Here is a 19,706-nt window from a genome sequence, read left to right on the forward strand (position 1 = left end):
AAGAATATAAAGCTGCTTTTATTAGTTGCTCTGAAGTGTTATTATAGAACGTGCCGGAATATGAACGATCTTTCCACTCTTCACTTTTCCTACCGGTAGCAAATTCTCTCCTTCTTTATCCGAAGTACGATAAACCTGCCATTGTGCATTCCCGACTTTTTCTTTATGAATAGAAAACTCTTTCTCTTCATTGGCATAGTTTATAACGACTATCACATACGTTCCATCCACGTTTTTGTAAGCAGAACACATCAATCCTTGCTGGTCAGTGTCGCCATCGGGAATGAAAGTGTTTGTTTGATCGAAAGCTGAAACGGATAACCGGACTGCTCCCGGACGGATAAAACGGCTGTAATTGCCTAGAGCCCACATCAGTTTGGAATCTTCCACTCTGCCATCCAAGAAATTATCGTCCGTAGTATATTCACGAATCAGTCCGTCTTTGTAATCACCGCCAATGGCACGCCACCATTGCCAGCTCTTTGCACCGGCATATACAATATCATGGTGAATGATACGGGCGACATAAAGAGCTGTCTTCATCGTACGGTCGAATCCATTTCCTCCTCCGATTTCTTCATCATTGCCCATGATGCAAGTCTCCGTCTGCCAGAAGTCAACATCGTGTTTGTCTAATGTATCCCGCAACTGACTGCGGATATTGCGTAACTCACTCAAAGGAGTCGTTGTCCAATAGCTATGTCCCAGCATTAGTCGGGGAACGTTCGGAGTATCACCCAAATATGTGTCCACACTGTCCGGACAGAAGAAAGCCTGAATCTGATAACCACGTTGCCAATCTGTCTCGTGCGTACGGAACATACAACGGTAATCGGAAGATTCACTTACCAAAATCTGCGTATCCATATTCCGGTTCACAAATTCCCGGCTCAACAGACGGACAGTACGGGCTATTTCCCTGTTCGTTGCCGGACAACCTTCCTGTTTCGGTCCTACCCAGTTCCAGTGTCCGTCCGGTTCGTTGAAAGGACAGATGTAGTTGAACTTGATACCATCGTGTTGCTCTACCCCCTGCACTACATCGGCCAGAAAACGGACGTACTTTTCATAACAGTCCGGTTTCAGATTTGCCGTACCACCGCGCCCCGTGTTTGTAGCCAAGCCGTTCTGCGTATAATAGACGGGAGGAGAATTGAGGAAAGCCAGAAATTTATCGACTCCACGCTCCTTCGCCAACTTCAGGAAGTTACGTTGCCCCTGTTGCTTGCTCCAATTGTAGGTCCCGTCCGGTTGCAAGAAACATTCGGCACGCATCCAAGGAGAAGCAATCTGACTGTCGTCACCTTGTTCCGCACTGCCTGCACCGACATTAAAACGCCAAAGAGACAAACCGATACCTTTGGGCTGTCCATTCGCATCATTCTCCGTACTGAACAGCCAGTCGGCTATCTGATTCTGCTTTTCCTCCGGCCAAAGTCCGATGAACTGCATACTCCAGGCGTCGGAAGCGCCGAAATAAGTCATTGTCTGACAAGGACGGTCTGTTTCTATCTGATAGCTAACATCAGTGGCAGACTGGGAACACCCGCCTGCCATACTCATGTAGAAGAAGCCTAAAGAGGCCAAGAACACTTTACTTTTCATTTTTTACAATATACCTATTGAAAATATTATCCGTTCTATTTCAAATCGTAAACCATTGTGACAACCGATTTAGCCGGAATATATCCTTTCAAATATTCATCTACCTCATTCAAATCACTCGTACTTGATGTTACATATTGTCTCATGGAAACCACTTGTTTATTCAATCCTTCGATAGATGTTTCCATTTGTATAGATTCATCATTTATGTTAGTATATACCACTACCAACTTATCTTCCTCAGGAGAGATATAAGCAGAACCAAAGAATTTTTTATCTCCTTCAGGGATATTCAAATCTACCCGATAATACCCCGGACGAACGAAGAGACTATAATTACCCAACACCCACAGGTTCTTGCTAGACTCATAAGTTCCACCATCAGCAATATTACCATAATCTCCTCCGGTCGGAATCAAACGAATCATGTAAAAACGGCTTTTCTGGCTATAAACTTCCTGTGAGGCTGTTGTCCAATATGCCCAAGAATTCATACTTGCCGTTACCAAATCATGGTGCAGCACTTTAGCCATACTCAAAGCCAAATCCATATAAGTTGCTTGATCATAATTTTCGTAATCTTCATATCCTTCGCCCAACATACTCCATTCCGTCTGATAAAGTTTCAACCCATATTTATCCGCCTCAGCACGGGCTTTCGTGCGTGAATCAAACAACACATCCCATGTTTTATCCCACCAATAACTATGAGCGCAAATCAACTTAGGCATACGTTCCAAGTCGCCAAGATAATGTTCTGAATCTGACTTAAAATAAGTTGGAATAACATTCGCGCGATCTGCCCAACTGTCATCAGTAGTATAAAGATAAGGAACCTTGGCAGCTTCCGCCAATAACATCATCGTATTTTCAGGCCCTTTTGTCTTCAGACTCTCATTCAACGCTCTAGCCATCTTTGCCACATGTACATGTTGCCAAGAACATCCCTCCTGACCATCTCCTCCCCATGAATACTGTGGTTCGTTCAATGGACTTATATATGAGATATTGTATCCATTATCAGAGAAATGTTTAGCCACAGTGGCCAAGAAATCAGCAAAATCATCAAAACAATCTTCTCTTAAATTATTGTTCCACCAATCACCCGACCCTTTACCGTTGACAGTAAACTGTACGGGAGGAGTATTACTAAACAATACGAAATTATTACAACCATATTCTTTTGCTTTCTGCATAAAGTACTGCTGCCCACTAGATTTATTCCAATCATACGTACCATTCTGCGTCAGGAAACATTCCACTCTTCGAGTCTTATCCGTAATTCCGCTAGCTTCGCCCTGCTCGGCAGTACCACCACCTAAATTTACGCGCCACATGGAAAGACCAATACCTTCCGGGTTTCCCCTTTCTACCTTTTGAGAGAAAAGAAGTTTAGCAATGCCTTCCTTAGCATTATTACTCCAATATTTACCGATATAATCCATCGTCCAAGCGTCAGAAGAAGCAAATCCATCAATAACCTGATGTTTGTTGGCAACATTTACCGTTGATGTCATCGCATGGTCCGAAGTTATCTTCGGAAGATAATCTGGTTCAAAAGCCTTGTCGTCACTGCATGAACACAGAGCAGCCAAGTACGAAAGTCCTAAAAGGATATATTTATTTTTCATAACATTGTGTCTTTATTATACTGAAATTGAATTGATTTAGTATCCGGGATTTTGCTCAATACTTCCACCCGACAAGGTTATTTCCGTTGGAGGCAAGGGGAAAAGTTCATCTCTGCCCTCCTTGAAATTGACACCTTTATTACTATTCTCTTTTTGGTTACTGCTTTCATCCGAATCATAACCAATCTTATTATAGGCAACAAATGTACCATTCGGTCCCATAACATTACAAATAGCCGATTTACCATTATCATCTTTCCAACGGCGCAAATCATACAAACGGTTATTTTCCAACGCCAGTTCCAAGCGGCGCTCTTTACGAATAGCGTTGCGAAGTTCAGTGCCGGTAGCCGTCGACGGAGCTAAATATACACGATCCCTAACTTTATTCAAAGCCCATTTAGCCTCATCATCATGTCCCAGTTCGTTCTCCACTTCCGCATACATCAACAATACATCGGCATAACGCAACAAGCGATAATTCAAAGGAATATGAGGTGCATCATAGGGAGTAGGCCGTTTTTCCACAGGTATATATAATTTACGTGAAACACGGGGAGACTTATGATCATTCGGAGATATTACATAAGGATTTTTAGCATTCGCATCGCCATAAACCTTTGTCGCTCCATTCTTAATAATCGTCCATCTCAAACGGTAATCTTCATTAAGTTGTTCCTCCGGTGTCTCTCGCACAGGTTTTTCCTCTTGAAAAGCTCTCTCTAAATTGCTTGTCGGAAGTCCCCACGCCCAACCACTATCATCACGCGAGCCACAAACAATAGGAATACGTATACCCAAATTATAAGAGACATCACTATTAGTCTGGACCTCAAACAATGATTCGGTACTATTTCTTTGGTTTATATCCCATACTTGTCCAAAATCACTCAACAATTCATATTCTTCTCTGCCACCAGCAAACTCACCTCTGCAAGTAATCTCCTGTAATAATGGCTCTGCTTCCGTATATTTTCCCTGATACAGATAAGCTTTCGCCAAATACCCTTGCGCTGCCCCTTTTGTAGCACGGCCTAAATCCATAGCGTCGTATTCACTCCGTTTCGGCAAGTCAGGAATAGCTTCCAACAGATCTTTTTCTATCTGCGCATAAGTATCTTCCACAGTTGCACGTTTGATACCCGTTATTTCACTCGGCAATTTCAATCCCAGTACCAAAGGTACACCTCCAAAGTTTCTTACCAATTCGAAGTAATGAAATGCTCTCAGGAATTTAGCCTCCGCAATATATCTTTTTTTCAAACTTTCATTCTCGAAAACGACTTTTGGAATCTGCTCTATCGCAACATTACTTCTTAGAATACCTTTATAACGATATTGCCAAAAGTTCTGACAAGCATTTCCCGCATTATATGTATTTCCGGTGTAATGGGCAAGGTCACGGTATTCTCCGGGATCCTGCGTTGTGTTTCCCATCCACATATCATCCGTACACATATCACTTGCTATATAAAATTTCTGTATCTGCCACCAGTCATCAAAAAAGACAGACTGATAACATCCTGTAATCTGCTGTTTACATTCATCTTCACTTTTGAAGTAGTCATCCAGGTTCTGTTGTGCCCTAACCGGTTCTTCCAGAAAATCGGCACAGCCGGAAAGTGAGATTGTAAAAGCGGCTATGGAAAGCCCTAATATATATTTCTTCATGGTCTTTACTAGTTTATATATTAAATTAGAAATTTAGATTCAGTCCGAACAGATAAGTACGAGGATTCGGATAGCCTGCCCAGTCGATACCGGATTCCGTCACATTACCTTTCGTTCCTAATGAGGCGGTTTCTGGATCCATACCGGAGTATTTTGTAATTGTAAACGGATTCTGTGCGGAGAATGATAGCCTCAAGCTGAATCCCTTCGTCCAATTCTTGGGCAGGGTGTAGCCTATCTGCAAAAGTTTACAACGCATATAAGAACCATCTTCAACAAAGAAACTAGACGGACGCTTGTAGTTCATATTCGAATCATTCACAGACAAACGAGGTAAGAAATTACTCGTTCCCTCTCCGTGCCAAACTTTATTATAAGTTCCCGCATATACATTCTCTCCTCCGGCACCGGAATAACGTCCCAACGTAGTGTTGAATACATCATTTCCAAAAGTACCATAAAAATTAGCCAGGAAATCAATGTTCTTGTAAGAAAGATGAGCATTCAGACCTACCATCAGATCAGGGAAAGCAGAACCAATATAAGTTTTATCTTTATCATCCAGCTCACCGTCATGGTTAAGATCCCTGAAACGGAAATCACCCGGTACGGCATTAGGCTGAATTATTTTTCCATGTTCATCGGTATGCGCATTGACCTCCGTCTGATTCTGAAAGATCCCATCTACAACATATCCATAGAAGCGGCTGATTTCTCCGCCTTCTTCGTTACGAATAATATAATCACCATTAAATCCACCCGTATAAAGAGGTTGTCCCATCAGTTTTTCGGCCTTGTTCTTTACAGAAGATAAATTCAAACCGACACCATAAGTAAAATCTCCTTGACGATCTTCCCAACCGATAGACAATTCCCAACCGGTAGCTTTCATACTGCCAATATTCTCCCACATCTGTCCGTTCCACATCGGATAACCCAATATCAACAGGTTATCACGCTTCATCAACATATCATGTGACTTCTTTTGAAACCAGTCTGCCGTTACCGTCAAGCGATTATTCAGAAAGCCCATATCCACTCCGATTCCGAAGTCTTCTACTGTTTCCCATTGTACTTTCGTATTTCCGATAGCAGTTACACTTGTACCTATCTCGCGATTACCTTCCTGACCGAACACATAATCAGTTGTACCGACTGTAGAAGCATAAGCCGAATCATCAATAGACTGATTACCTACCCGTCCCCAACCAGCACGGATTTTCAGATTGTCAAAAATATGCTGGTCTTTCATAAACTCTTCACCAGTAACACGCCACGCTCCGGATACAGCCGGGAAAGTTGCATACTTATTCCCTTTTACGAATTTAGAAGAACCATCCACACGTACAGAGGCAGTAAGGTAATAACGATCGTTGTAATTGTACATCACACGTCCCAGATAGGAAATCAATGAAGAGTAGGAATTAGTTCCGGAAGCCTGCTGATTCTTTGTACCTGCACTGACATATTGCAGAAGTTCGTGATTCGTAGGAATTCCGTCACGTGAGCCTGTCAGCCAATAGTGTTGGAAACGCTCCATAGTATAACCTGCCATTATATTCAGATTATGTTTCTGATTGAACGACTTTATCCATGTCAACGTATTTGTCCAGTTCCAGTCTATCCAATTCTTCATTTCCCTTTTTGCCACGCTGGTTTCCGCACGCTCCAAATTATCAATATCAAATGTCGGAGTAAATTCATCATATAAACGGAAACGAGCATTCAATCCCAATTGTGAACGAAAGATCAACCCTTTAATCGGTTCTATATTGATAAACGGAGTAGCCAACAAGCCATATTCATCCGTATTCTTCGCCATACGTGCCATATTAGCTACCGGATTCCAGACTTGGCTGTTATGAGAACGGGAATAATTATCATATTCATTATCCGTCCATTCACTTTCCGGGCGCATCACCGGAGTAGTAGGGTCCATAGCCATGATAGATCCTATCAAGTCGGGAGTGTCTTTCCAGTTTTCATACTTGGGAGTAAAATCAATACCGGCCTTTACAATATTGTTAAAAGTATATTCCATACTAAAACGAGCTGTAAACTTTTGCCAATTTCCTATTTTATATTGAGAATCCTGTCCGAAATAACCAATACTTGCCGAATAAAGAAGTTTATCCGTTCCACCGGAGAAACTTAAATTATAATTGTGAATCAATGCCGTTTTCCTCATCGTCTCATCCCACCAATCGGTTCCTTCAGCATCAGTAATGCCATTATACCCCACATACATAGGCACATTACCATCATTAATGTATCTTGACTTCAATACATATTCATACTCGGAAGCTTTTGCCATATCAGGTTTCTCTAATGTTTGAAAACCTGCTGAAGCTGTGAAAGTGAATTTGGTTGCCCCCTTTGTTCCTTTCTTGGTGGTAATCAAAACAACACCATTCGAACCACGGGTACCATAAATAGCAGAAGCAGAAGCATCCTTCAAAACCTGCATCGATTCAATATCATTCTGATCAAGGAAGTTTATATTATCTCCTACCGGCATTCCATCAACTACATACAACGGATTGGATCCATTGACTGTAGACACACCGCGAATGATGACGCGGGGAACTGTACCGGGACCACCTGCACTTGATATTTGTACGCCATTGATTTTCCCCTGTAAAGAGTTCATTGCATTACCGGAACTCAACGTTTTTAGTTCGTCACCTTTGATAGCTGCAATGGAGCTGGTTAAATCGCCCTTCTTCACTGCACCATAACCGATGACTACAACTTCATCCAATGCTTGCGTATCATCTTGCATCACTACATTAATTGTAGTACGTCCGTTCACTTTAATTTCCTGTGTTTTATATCCAATCATGGAGAAAACCACAATTGCGTCCTTAGGCACATTATTCAATGTATAGTTACCGTCCAAATCGGTCACGGTACCGTTTGTCGTACCCTTTATCAAGGCTGTCAAACCGATCATCGGCTCCTTATCCGCAGCCGAAGTCACAACGCCTTTTACAGTAATGTTCTGCGCATAGCCACATAAGCTTATTAATGCGAGACACAATAATAATATCTGCTTTTTCATATTAAATTTAATGTTACTTGTTATCAACAGGAATCAACTTAACCCTTCCGAGATGAGCGTCAAATATAAGTTTATAATCTCCGGCTGTCTTTACCGTTGGCTTTGCCCAGTCTTTATTTTGTCTGGTCAACATAGTCCCTTGCCAAGCCGGATTTATATGTACCGCCTTTTCATCACTAAAATATCCGAAAACTTCAGGGTCATAAACGGCATCTGCTCCTTCCGATTTATCAACATACCATGCACAATAATCCCACCAGTTATCATGGTGCCAATTATGAATTATAAAATTCATCTGCGTATTTGCCTTAAGTGACAATGATTTAAGATAAAATAAATGAGGATTAATGTTATCTTGCTCAAATCTCTGGATATTCTTAGGAGCATCTGTCATATAACCAAAATAAAACTCTTGGAGCCATGAACCACCATTATTCCACGTATCTAAAGAAATTGAGCCAAATTCATGCGGCGCAGGATCAATCGCCTGTTCAATCGAATAAGTACTCATTGAATATGAGTTATCTGATATATTGAAAGTTATTTCATAATATACATTAGCCTGTTCAAGGACTATCGGTTCAGCAATACTCGGATCAGAGACTAATTTATTAAGATTATTGGGGTCTCTACCAAAACAAATCGGATAAATATCTGCCTTTTGAGGAATAAAATAAATCTCCGTCCCTGCTTTCTGCGAATAATAATTCGCCTTATAAGTATATGCTCCCGTACGTTCAATTCTCATCGGAACACCAAACACATCAGAAGTCAACTGGCTGGCATCCTCAACATCACTAAGATACATTTTCTGAAAATCCGGCATTTCCGCCACCACTTTGACTGTATAAGATGTAGTAGTAGTTTCTTCATTAGCAAATTTATCAACGACCCTTAGTTTTACATCATAAGTTCCCGATTGCGCAATTGGAAGTCTCACCACACCATCAAATTTAGTTTTTCCCTCCGCATCTACTTTCTCAACCAACTCCAAGGACGGAATACTTACTTCTACATAATCTAAGGCCTGTTCATCCTCTACTATAAAGTGGAACGGAACGGTTCCATCCTCCGCTGTCAAAGTTGTGAACTCACCCTCTGCTGCAAATTTGATTGTCGGTTTTTCCGAATCATTATCCGTTGAAACCATAATGGTATGTTCAACTGAACGCCCTCCTACGTCTGTAATAGTAACTATAATCGGATAATCAGCCATTCTCGGCAGTTTTTCAGAAAGAGTAATAGCATATTCTAATTCATAAGAATATAATGGTTCACCATAAATGCTAAGTAAATCAATAGTTTTATCTAAATAAAGTTCAGCATTTTGTAATCTGATAGAACGAATACCATCTGCATCAGTAATGGTAGCAGTCAACGTTAACTCACTGCCCGGATCAACATGGATATGATCGGCAATCAACTCTACAACTGGCTTCTGCCCGTCTACATCTTTGTAGTCATTATCGTCACTACACCCGGTAGTCAACGTTGCAGCAAAAAGAAAAGTCCATAACGCTGCACCATGCAAGAATTTTGCTCTCATAATAATAGTATTTAATGATTAAAACTTATCGGTTTATCGTGAAAGACAGAACCAATCGTCTGCTTTCACAATGCAAATATAAGTGAATAAGATACATACAACCGATAAAAATCATGCAGAGAAGCTACATAAATCATGCAATGCACGATTTACATACTCTAAATAAAATATTTATTTCTATTTTTGAGCCTGTAAATGAAACGAATAGGCACGAGTTATGAAAAAACACATTGCTTCCATTTTATTCTTGTCCTTGCTATCCATCTTCCAGTCGGCAGCACAAACTTATTCCGTAAAGCGGTTGGGAATTGAACAAGGACTGTCTAATAATTATGTAGTCAGCATTACACAAGATAAACAAGGTTTTCTATGGTTTGCTACGGAAGAAGGGCTTAACAAGTTCGATGGAACCCGTTTCATCACCTATTATAAAAATGACCCGTCACAAAACAGTCAGGGAATCACCGGCAATGAGCTTAACCGGGTGTATGCCGACACTAAACGTCCTGTGATATGGATAGCTACCCAGCGTGACGGATTAAATGCCTATAACTATGACAAACAGGAATTCATCCCCTATCTGCACAATCCGGAGGATCCGCATAGTCTGATTACCAATGATGTAACGGATATCGCCCCTTCTACCCAAAGTGCAGACGGTCTGTGGATCAGTACCTATTATAGAGGTATAGAATATCTCGACATCAACAGCGGACAATTTACCCATTACAATAAAAACACGATTCCCGGATTGCCCGACGAACAAACATGGACCGTATTGGACGGAGGAGACGGGAATTTATATATCGGCCATGTTAGCGGGGGTTTCAGCATTCTCTCGCTGAAAGACAAAAGTGTGAAAAACTTCCGACACGAGCCGGATAATCCGATGAGCCTGCCCGGAAATGATGTACGATGTCTCACCAAAGACACAAACGGAAATATCTGGCTGGGAACAGACAAAGGACTGGCTCTCTTCAACGCTGCCGATAGCAACTTTATCACCTTCAAGAATAACAAAAACGACAAGCACGAAGCCTTATGTAACCGCATACTCGCCATCAAACAACTAAATGACAGCAAACTATGGATAGCCTCCGAGCTGAATGGCATTACCATACTGGATCTAAAGCAAAGTATGTTTCTTTCACCGGACCAGATCTCCCTCGAATATATACAAGAAGGAGATGATAACCGAAGTCTTTCCAATGCAAGTGCCCGATGCATATTCCAAGATTCTTTTGACAATATCTGGATAGGGACGTGGGGAGGAGGAATCAATTTCATCAGCAGTACCCCTCCTTTATTCACAACATTGAGCTACTCTCCCATTCCCGGCAATGAGAACAGCCTGAACAACAAAGTGGCAAGCAGTCTTTGCACAGACAGACAAGGACGGGTGTGGATCGGTACGGACGGAGGAGGAATCAATGTATTTGAAGGGGACAAGCGCACCGCTATCTATAAAAAAGAAACCGGAGAAATTCCTTCAAACTTTATACTCACTTCCCTGCAAGACTCGAAAGGCAACTTATGGTTCGGTTCTTTCCAAGGAGGAATCAGTTACTATGACAGCCGCAACAGAACTTTCCGTTCCATCTCTCTGATGGGACAATCCAATCAGGATGTCCGTACAATCTACGAAGACTCCCGACATAATATCTGGGTAGGATACAGTGGAGGAATCATCGTACTGAATCCTCTGAACATGGAAATCATCCGGCATTATCATACGGGAAACAGCGAATTGCACAGTAACTTTGTACGTGCCATCGCACAGGATGAGAAAGGCCGGTTCTGGATCGGTACTTTCGGAGACGGACTTGGAGTATACAGTCCGGACCTGCAATTGATTCAAACCTTCGTACAAAGGGAAGGTTTCTGCTCCAACACCATCAACCAGATCATACAAGACAGACTGAAAAGAATGTGGGTGGGGACAGGAGAAGGACTGGTATGCTTCCCGTCAACCGACGCACTGACCTATAAAACTTACCAACGGAAAGATGGCTTACTCAATACCAATATTTGTGCCATAACGGAAGATAAGAAAGGTAATATCTGGTTCAGTAATAATAAAGGAATCAGTTGCTACGTCACGGATAAAAACTGCTTCTACAATTACGGTCATTCGGACGATGTCCCGGCAGGCAGTTTCTCAAGCGGCTGCGTAACGCAAAACAAGAACGGACTGATTTATTTCGGCTCAATCAACGGAGTATGTTGTTTCGATCCGGATATCACAATGAACGACCAAGCCAATCCGTCGGCTATCATCACCGAAATGAAAGTACTGGGACGGTTGAGCAATCCCGAAAATAATGACCTGTTCATCAATGTATCCAAAGGAGAACAGGTTGAACTGACCCATGCACAAAACAGCTTCGGGCTGACATTCAACGTACAAAACTACTCTCTGGTCAATCAAGTGGAATATGTGTATATGCTGAAAGGACTAGAAAATTCGTGGTACACAGTCAATGAAAACAATAGCGTGACATTCCGTAACATTCCTCCCGGAAAATATGAGTTTCTTATCAAAGCGCGCATTCACAACCAGGAATGGCCGGAAGAAGCCACCTCCCTGACTATCCGGATTAACCCGCCCCTCTGGCTCACCTGGTGGGCAAAGCTTATCTATGTCCTGATATCTGCCGGCATTGTATATCTAATCCTTCACGCATATAAGAAAAAGCTGGATTTGGAAAGCCTTTACACATTGGAAAAGAAGAACCACGAACAAGAACAGGAATTAAATCAGGAACGCCTGCGTTTCTATACCAACATCACACACGAACTGCGTACACCGCTAACCTTGATTCTCGGTCCGCTGGAGGATATGCAAAAGGATACCTCACTCCCGGTAAAACAAGCTCAGAAATTGTCGGTCATCCACCAAAGTGCATTACGCCTGCTCAACCTCATCAATCAGATATTGGAGTTCAGAAAGACAGAGACACAAAACAAAAGGCTATGTGTCTGCAAAGGCAACATCGCCCCTTTGATCTATGAAATAGGTCTCAAATACAAAGAACTGAATCAAAAGACAAAGATTGATTTCCGAATTCAGATAGAAAAAGAAGAAATGCTTCTTTTCTTTGACAAGGAAATTGTCACCATCGTATTGGACAATCTGATTTCCAATGCCATCAAATATACGGAACAAGGATGTATTACCCTAAGCCTGTATCAGACCGTGCGCAATGAGGTGGCATATACGGAAATTAAAGTAAGCGACACAGGATACGGAATTTCCGCCGAAGCACTGCCACATATTTTCGACCGTTACTATCAGGAAAGCGGCAAACATCAGGCATCGGGAACCGGTATCGGTCTGGCTCTGGTAAAGAATCTCGTAGAGCTGCATGAAGGAGAAATCCGTGCAGAAAGTGTGCAAAACGAAGGCAGCACTTTCTACATCAGCCTCTTGACGGATAATATCTATCCCAACGCCTTGCACGCCGACTCTACCGAACCTGCGGCAAAAGAGGATACTGCTCAAGCAACGACCTCCGAAAACACTTCAGAACATACAGTAGACAATGGCAAACCGATCTTGCTGATTGTAGAAGATAATGAAGAAATACAGAAATACATTGCCGAATCCTTCTCCGATTCTTTTGAGGTAATCACAGCCGATAATGGAGAAGAAGGAAAACAACAGGCGCTCAGCCACATCCCGGATATCATTGTCAGCGATATTATGATGCCTGTAATGGATGGTATTACCCTATGCCGGCAGTTAAAGGAGGATGTACGTACCAGCCATATTCCTATTATTCTGCTGACAGCCAAAGATTCGCTACAGGACAAAGAAGAAGGTTATGAAGTAGGCGCCGACTCTTACCTGACAAAACCGTTCAGCGCTTCTCTTTTGCGCAGCCGAATCAATAATCTACTCGAATCGAGAAAGAAACTGATTACCCAATTCCAAGCACAGCCTGTTCCGGGCAATCAGACGGATTTGAACGAGAAACGTATCATAATAGCCGAGGCTCTAAGCAAGCTGGATAATGAGTTTATTGAGAAAATAACTCTTTTAATCGAAGAAAACCTCTCTTCAGAGAAGATTGACATCACTTATCTTTCCGACAAGATGTGTATGAGCGGTTCCACTCTTTACCGGAAAATGAAAGCACTTACCGGACTTTCAACCAACGAATACATCCGGAAGGTGAAAATGCAGAATGCGGAACGGCTGTTGCTCGAAGGGAAGTTTAATATATCTGAAATTGCCTATAAAGTAGGAATGAACAGTACAGGCTATTTCCGCCAATGCTTTAAAGAAGAATTCGGTGTCTCACCCTCAGATTATTTGAAACAGATAAAGCAGGTATAAAAAACTAAATGCAGATTCTCGCAAAGAACTGATAATCAAATCTGCGAGAATCTGCGTTTAAATGACAATTACAGTCTACGACTCTACTCTTTATTCAATTCTTCAATCATGGCTTTAAGCAATGATTGGCTGTTATCCAACGGCAAATCTGTAGCCAAGTCCCAACTCATCATTCCTTTCAAGCCCTGCTCTTTCGCATAACGTGTCTTGACACGGATATTATCTTGCCCGTCGAACACATACACTTCTCCTTTATAATTTACTTCATTCTCTGCCGGACTCGTAATCAGCCCATTCTGCACAAAACTAAAATAAGCTTCTGTCTTTTTCGAGTTATCCTTTGTCACTCCATAAAAAGGAACTCCTGCCACCAGCTTCTCTTTCGGAATACCATATTTCAATACCATCTGTATATCCGAACAATATTTCTCTACCGGAAAACGAACCGGTGAAGGGCCATAACATTGAAGTGAAATAAAATCAACGGCAGCAATCGCCTCCTTACTTATCTTATAAGAAACCGGATGCAGAGATACGCTGAGAATGTATTTATTGCCCAGCACTTCCCTCATCTTGAGAATAGCCAAACTGTAATCCTCATATTCTTTCGCATTCTCCGCCCATTCAAAGTCCAGGTCAATACCATCAAGCTTATTTTGTCGGAGCACTTTCTTTATATTTTTTGCAAATGCCGTACGGGCGGTTTCATCAGCCACCATCGCCTTCCACTGACCACCGGAAGCTCCAATCCGTACTTTCGCCTTCGTCCCTTTCACCTCAGCACGAATGGATTTTATCAATCCCTCCCAAGTAGTGACTCCTTTACCTTGAAATGCACGAGGGTTCTCAAAAGAGAGCGATCCGTCCTTATTGGGATGGACATTTAATAGAATAAGGTCGTCGCTTGCCCGCAGACTTTCAGTAGCGACACGTCCCCGGTTGTAGAAATTTCCACGCACATAAGAACTTACAAAAGATTTCTGTTGTGCATAAAGACATACACCGACCAACAGAAACAGAGAAAAGATAATCTTTCTAGGTATTAGCATAACGATTAATATTTTATGAGTTTCAACCACAAAAGTATGCACTCTCAGCATAAAATGATGTTCAAAAATTACTATATAACTTCCAATAATCAACAGAAAGAGCACAAGTTTACACAAAAAATCCTATCTTTGTTCCCTGATGATAATAATTCACGAATAAGACTGATGCCAGAAGATTCATTTTGCATACAATATAAGAATTGTACAGGGTGTCCCAGAGCTACAGAAAACACTCTTGTATATAAGAGCTTACCCAAAGGAGAACACATTCCTAAGGATAAGTGTACGCAAAATTGTATGCTTTTCATGCTTAAAGGCGAATTACTTATCAATAGTGAAGAGTACCCGGGAAATACCCTACACGAAAAGCAGTTTATCCTACAGGCCATCGGGTCTAAAATAGAAATACTGGCTCTTACGGACGTTGAATACATCATATTCTGGTTCAACGAACTCCCTCTACTCTGCGAAGACCGTTACAATGAAATAAAAGATCAAGCGGAAGCACCCTTGACCTACACCCCTCTGGTGATGAGCGAAAAAATTCATTCCCTTATCAGCAGTATGCCCGACTTCCTCAATGAAGAATCTCCCTGCAGCAAATATATCGAACTGAAATGTAAGGAATTGGTATTCCTGATTACCAATTTCTATCCGCTACCTCAATTAAAGACTTTCTTCTACCCGATCAGTACTTATACGGAGAGCTTCCAATACTTCGTGATACAAAATTACAGCAAGGTGAAAAGTGTGGAAGAATTTGCACATCTGGGAGGTTACACAACCACGACCTTCCGCCGACTCTTCAAAAATATGTACGGAATCCCCGTATACGAATGGATACTGGAGAAAAAACGGGAAGGCATTCTGGATGACCTCCAACACACTAATATGCGAATCACAGAGATATGTAACCGATACGGATTCGACTCTCTGTCCCACTTTGCGCACTTCTGCAAAGACTCTTTTGGTGACACTCCACGCGCCTTACGCAAGAAAGCAGCCAACGGTGAAAAAATCGGAAAGATTAGCGATTAAAGAATTATTTCTTTAATTCCTTGCTCAATCAATCTATTTCCCCTATTTTTGCAGTCCGTAAGAGGTGTAAAACGTCGAAATTTTAGTTCTAACAATTAAATAATTTAAATTCAATCATTTATGTGGTTAAGTAATTCATCTGTAGGAAGGAAAGTGGTGATGAGCGTTACCGGTATCGCCCTTGTCCTGTTTCTAACATTTCACATGGCGATGAACTTGGTTGCGATCATCTCGGCTGATGGTTACAACATGATTTGTGAATTCCTGGGAGCAAACTGGTATGCGTTAGTGGCTACCGCAGGATTGGCTGCTCTGTTCATCATTCACATCATCTATGCATTCTGGCTGACCATGCAGAACCGCAAAGCGCGTGGTAGCGAACGCTATGCAGTGACCGACAAGCCTAAAACCGTAGAGTGGGCTTCTCAAAACATGTTGGTGTTAGGTATTATCGTAATTGTAGGTCTTGGCTTACACCTCTTCAACTTCTGGGCAAAAATGCAGTTGCCGGAACTGATGCACAACATGGGTATGCACGCTGACACCCTGACGCTGGCTTACGCCGCTAACGGTGCTTATCACATCCAGCAGACATTCTCTTGCCCGACTTATGTGGTTCTTTACCTTGTTTGGCTGTTTGCTCTGTGGTTCCACCTGACTCACGGTTTCTGGAGTTCAATGCAATCACTGGGATGGAACAACAAAGTATGGATCAATCGTTGGAAATGCATTTCTAACATCTACTCTACGATTGTAGTACTCGGTTTCGCACTGGTAGTCGTAGTATTCTTTGTGAAAACACTGATTTGCAACGGTGCTTGCTAAATAGTAAATAGTAAATGATTAAATTGTAAATAATATTATGATCAAGATAGATTCAAAAATTCCAGAAGGCCCGGTGGCTGAGAAATGGACCAACTATAAAGCTCACCAGAAATTGGTGAACCCCGCTAACAAGCGTCGTTTGGATATCATCGTTGTGGGTACAGGTCTGGCAGGTGCTTCTGCAGCTGCTTCACTTGGTGAAATGGGTTTCAGAGTATTCAACTTCTGTATTCAGGACTCTCCGCGCCGTGCGCACTCTATCGCTGCACAGGGTGGTATCAATGCTGCAAAGAATTATCAGAATGACGGTGACTCCGTTTACCGTCTGTTCTACGATACTGTAAAAGGTGGTGACTATCGTGCACGTGAAGCTAACGTATACCGTCTGGCTGAAGTGTCTAACGCTATCATCGACCAATGCGTGGCACAAGGTGTTCCTTTCGCCCGCGAATATGGCGGTACACTGGACAACCGTTCTTTCGGTGGTGCACAGGTATCCCGTACTTTCTACGCTAAAGGTCAGACCGGTCAGCAGCTGTTGCTGGGTGCTTACTCCGCACTGAGCCGTCAGGTAAACGCAGGTACTGTAAAACTGTATACCCGTTATGAAATGCAAGACGTGGTTATCGTTGACGGACGTGCCCGCGGTATCATCGCTAAAAATCTTGTAACAGGTAAACTGGAACGCTTTGCCGCTCACGCTGTAGTTATCGCTACCGGTGGTTATGGTAATGCTTACTTCCTGTCTACCAACGCTATGGGATGTAACTGTACAGCTGCTATCTCTTGCTACCGCAAGGGTGCTGTATTCGCTAACCCTGCTTACGTTCAGATTCACCCGACTTGTATCCCGGTACACGGTGACAAGCAGTCCAAACTGACTTTGATGTCTGAATCTCTCCGTAACGACGGTCGCATCTGGGTTCCGAAGAAAAAAGAAGATGCTGTGAAACTTCAGAAAGGCGAAATCAAAGGAAGTGACATTCCTGAAGAAGACCGCGACTATTACTTGGAACGCCGCTATCCGGCATTCGGTAACTTGGTTCCGCGTGACGTTGCCAGCCGTGCTGCTAAAGAACGTTGCGACGCAGGTTTCGGTGTAAACAACACTGGTTTAGCCGTATTCCTTGACTTCTCTGAAGCTATCAACCGCTTGGGTATCGACATCGTTCTCCAACGTTACGGCAACCTCTTCGATATGTATGAAGAAATCACTGACGTTAATCCGGGAGAACTGGCAAAAGAAATTAATGGCGTAAAATATTATAATCCGATGATGATTTATCCGGCTATCCACTATACAATGGGTGGTATCTGGGTAGACTACGAACTGCAAACCACTATCAAGGGTCTGTTCGCTATCGGTGAATGTAACTTCTCCGACCACGGTGCAAACCGTCTCGGTGCTTCTGCATTGATGCAAGGTTTGGCTGACGGTTACTTCGTATTGCCTTATACAATCCAGAATTATCTGGCAGATCAAATCACTGTTCCTCGTTTCTCTACTGATCTTCCTGAATTTGCAGAAGCAGAAAAGGCAGTTCAAGCTAAGATCGACAAGTTCATGAGCATCCAGGGTAAAGAATCTGTTGATTCTATCCACAAGAAACTGGGTCATGTCATGTGGGAATATGTAGGTATGGGACGTACGGCAGAAGGCTTGAAGAAAGGTATTGCCGAACTGAAAGAAATCCGCAAGGAATTCGAAACGAATCTGTTTATCCCCGGTTCTAAAGAAGGTATGAACGTAGAGCTTGACAAAGCAATCCGTCTGTACGACTTCATCACAATGGGTGAGCTTGTTGCTTACGATGCATTGAACCGTAACGAAAGCTGTGGTGGTCACTTCCGTGAAGAATACCAGACTGAAGAAGGAGAAGCTAAACGTGATGACGAAAACTTCTTCTATGTAGCATGCTGGGAATATCAAGGTGACGATGAAAAAGCTCCGGTGTTGTACAAAGAACCGCTGGTATACGAAGCTATCAAGGTTCAAACCCGTAACTACAAGAGCTAATCGGTGAAGTTAAACATTTAAAAGAATTAGAAGAAAATGGATAAAAATATATCATTTACACTGAAGGTATGGCGCCAAGCTGGTCCGAAGGCTAAAGGTGCTTTTGAAACCTACCAAATGAAAGATATCCCCGGCGATACTTCCTTCCTCGAAATGCTGGATATTCTGAACGAACAGCTCATCAGCGAAAGAAAAGAACCGGTAGTATTCGACCACGACTGCCGCGAAGGTATCTGCGGTATGTGTTCTCTTTACATCAACGGACACCCGCACGGTCCTGCAACAGGTGCTACTACTTGTCAGATCTATATGCGTCGTTTCCAGGATGGTGATACGATTACTGTTGAACCTTGGCGTTCGGCCGGTTTCCCTGTAATCAAGGACTTGATGGTAGACCGTACTGCATACGACAAGATTATGCAAGCTGGTGGTTACGTGAGCGTACGCACAGGTGCTCCTCAGGATGCTAACTCTATCCTGATTCCAAAGCCTATCGCTGACGAAGCTATGGATGCTGCTTCCTGTATCGGTTGTGGTGCTTGTGTAGCTGCATGTAAGAATGGTTCTGCCATGTTGTTCGTTTCTGCAAAAGTCAGCCAGTTGAACTTGCTGCCGCAAGGTAAACCGGAAGCTTTGCGCCGTGCAAAAGCTATGTTGTCAAAGATGGATGAACTGGGATTCGGTAACTGTACAAACACTCGTGCTTGCGAGGCCGAATGTCCGAAGAACATCTCTATCAGCAACATCGCTCGCTTGAACCGTGATTTTATCAGAGCAAAACTGAAAGACTAAGTTCCTATTTTCTAATAGTAAGAGCTTAATTTGATTAATAAAAGAATCCCCTGCCGACTGTCCGACAGGGGATTCTCTTTATGTATGAATGGCTCTCATGATTATTAATAATCAATTATCATGAACAGATAT

Annotated in this window: 11 protein-coding genes; 5 read left to right on the forward strand and 6 right to left on the reverse strand. The window is 42.5% G+C overall.

Annotation, left to right across the window (positions count from 1 at the left end):
• Nucleotides 1-21: 21 nt before the first annotated feature.
• The 5 genes from GD630_RS14740 to GD630_RS14760 are packed head-to-tail and all read right to left on the reverse strand — an operon-like array spanning nucleotide 22 to nucleotide 9,514.
• Nucleotides 22-1,605 carry a glycoside hydrolase family 30 protein gene (locus GD630_RS14740; RefSeq protein ID WP_143867681.1) on the reverse strand — a complete coding sequence of 528 codons (1,584 nt, stop codon included), beginning with the start codon at nucleotides 1,603-1,605 and terminating at the stop codon, nucleotides 22-24.
• Nucleotides 1,606-1,640: 35 nt separating this feature from the next.
• Complete coding sequence (locus tag GD630_RS14745) at nucleotides 1,641-3,236, reverse strand: glycoside hydrolase (RefSeq protein WP_143867683.1); 1,596 nt, start codon at nucleotides 3,234-3,236, stop codon at nucleotides 1,641-1,643.
• A gap of 36 nt (nucleotides 3,237-3,272) precedes the next feature.
• Nucleotides 3,273-4,907 (reverse strand): RagB/SusD family nutrient uptake outer membrane protein, encoded by a 1,635-nt coding sequence (locus GD630_RS14750; protein ID WP_022275647.1) that lies wholly within the window; start codon nucleotides 4,905-4,907, stop codon nucleotides 3,273-3,275.
• A gap of 25 nt (nucleotides 4,908-4,932) precedes the next feature.
• A complete protein-coding gene (locus GD630_RS14755) occupies nucleotides 4,933-7,968 on the reverse strand; it encodes a SusC/RagA family TonB-linked outer membrane protein (protein WP_143867685.1) in 3,036 nt (1,011 codons plus the stop codon).
• Between the two features lie 13 nt (nucleotides 7,969-7,981).
• A complete protein-coding gene (locus GD630_RS14760) occupies nucleotides 7,982-9,514 on the reverse strand; it encodes a hypothetical protein (protein ID WP_143867687.1) in 1,533 nt (510 codons plus the stop codon).
• Nucleotides 9,515-9,731: 217 nt separating this feature from the next.
• On the opposite strand from GD630_RS14760, the gene GD630_RS14765 reads away from it, so the two are divergent.
• Entirely contained in the window at nucleotides 9,732-13,853 is a 4,122-nt protein-coding gene (locus tag GD630_RS14765) for a hybrid sensor histidine kinase/response regulator transcription factor (protein ID WP_143867689.1), read from the forward strand.
• A gap of 83 nt (nucleotides 13,854-13,936) precedes the next feature.
• Here GD630_RS14765 and GD630_RS14770 read toward each other — a convergent pair whose 3' ends face one another.
• Nucleotides 13,937-14,902 carry a glycoside hydrolase family 18 protein gene (locus tag GD630_RS14770; RefSeq protein WP_143867691.1) on the reverse strand — a complete coding sequence of 322 codons (966 nt, stop codon included), beginning with the start codon at nucleotides 14,900-14,902 and terminating at the stop codon, nucleotides 13,937-13,939.
• A 165-nt stretch (nucleotides 14,903-15,067) separates the two neighbouring features.
• On the opposite strand from GD630_RS14770, the gene GD630_RS14775 reads away from it, so the two are divergent.
• The 4 genes from GD630_RS14775 to GD630_RS14790 all read left to right on the forward strand — a co-directional run bounded on the left by GD630_RS14775 (nucleotide 15,068) and on the right by GD630_RS14790 (nucleotide 19,574).
• Complete coding sequence (locus tag GD630_RS14775; protein WP_182505628.1) at nucleotides 15,068-15,940, forward strand: helix-turn-helix domain-containing protein; 873 nt, start codon at nucleotides 15,068-15,070, stop codon at nucleotides 15,938-15,940.
• Between the two features lie 120 nt (nucleotides 15,941-16,060).
• The gene (locus GD630_RS14780; RefSeq protein ID WP_007762377.1) at nucleotides 16,061-16,765 is read left to right on the forward strand and encodes a succinate dehydrogenase/fumarate reductase cytochrome b subunit; all 705 of its coding nucleotides are present in this window, start codon (nucleotides 16,061-16,063) and stop codon (nucleotides 16,763-16,765) included.
• Nucleotides 16,766-16,802: 37 nt separating this feature from the next.
• Nucleotides 16,803-18,782: a fumarate reductase/succinate dehydrogenase flavoprotein subunit gene (locus tag GD630_RS14785; RefSeq protein ID WP_007762380.1), complete on the forward strand. Its 1,980-nt coding sequence runs from the start codon at nucleotides 16,803-16,805 to the stop codon at nucleotides 18,780-18,782.
• Nucleotides 18,783-18,818: 36 nt separating this feature from the next.
• Entirely contained in the window at nucleotides 18,819-19,574 is a 756-nt protein-coding gene (locus tag GD630_RS14790) for a succinate dehydrogenase/fumarate reductase iron-sulfur subunit (protein ID WP_007762383.1), read from the forward strand.
• Nucleotides 19,575-19,706 lie beyond the last annotated feature (132 nt).

It is taken from the genome of Bacteroides zhangwenhongii, assembly GCF_009193325.2.
In the GTDB taxonomy this organism is placed as follows: domain Bacteria; phylum Bacteroidota; class Bacteroidia; order Bacteroidales; family Bacteroidaceae; genus Bacteroides; species Bacteroides zhangwenhongii.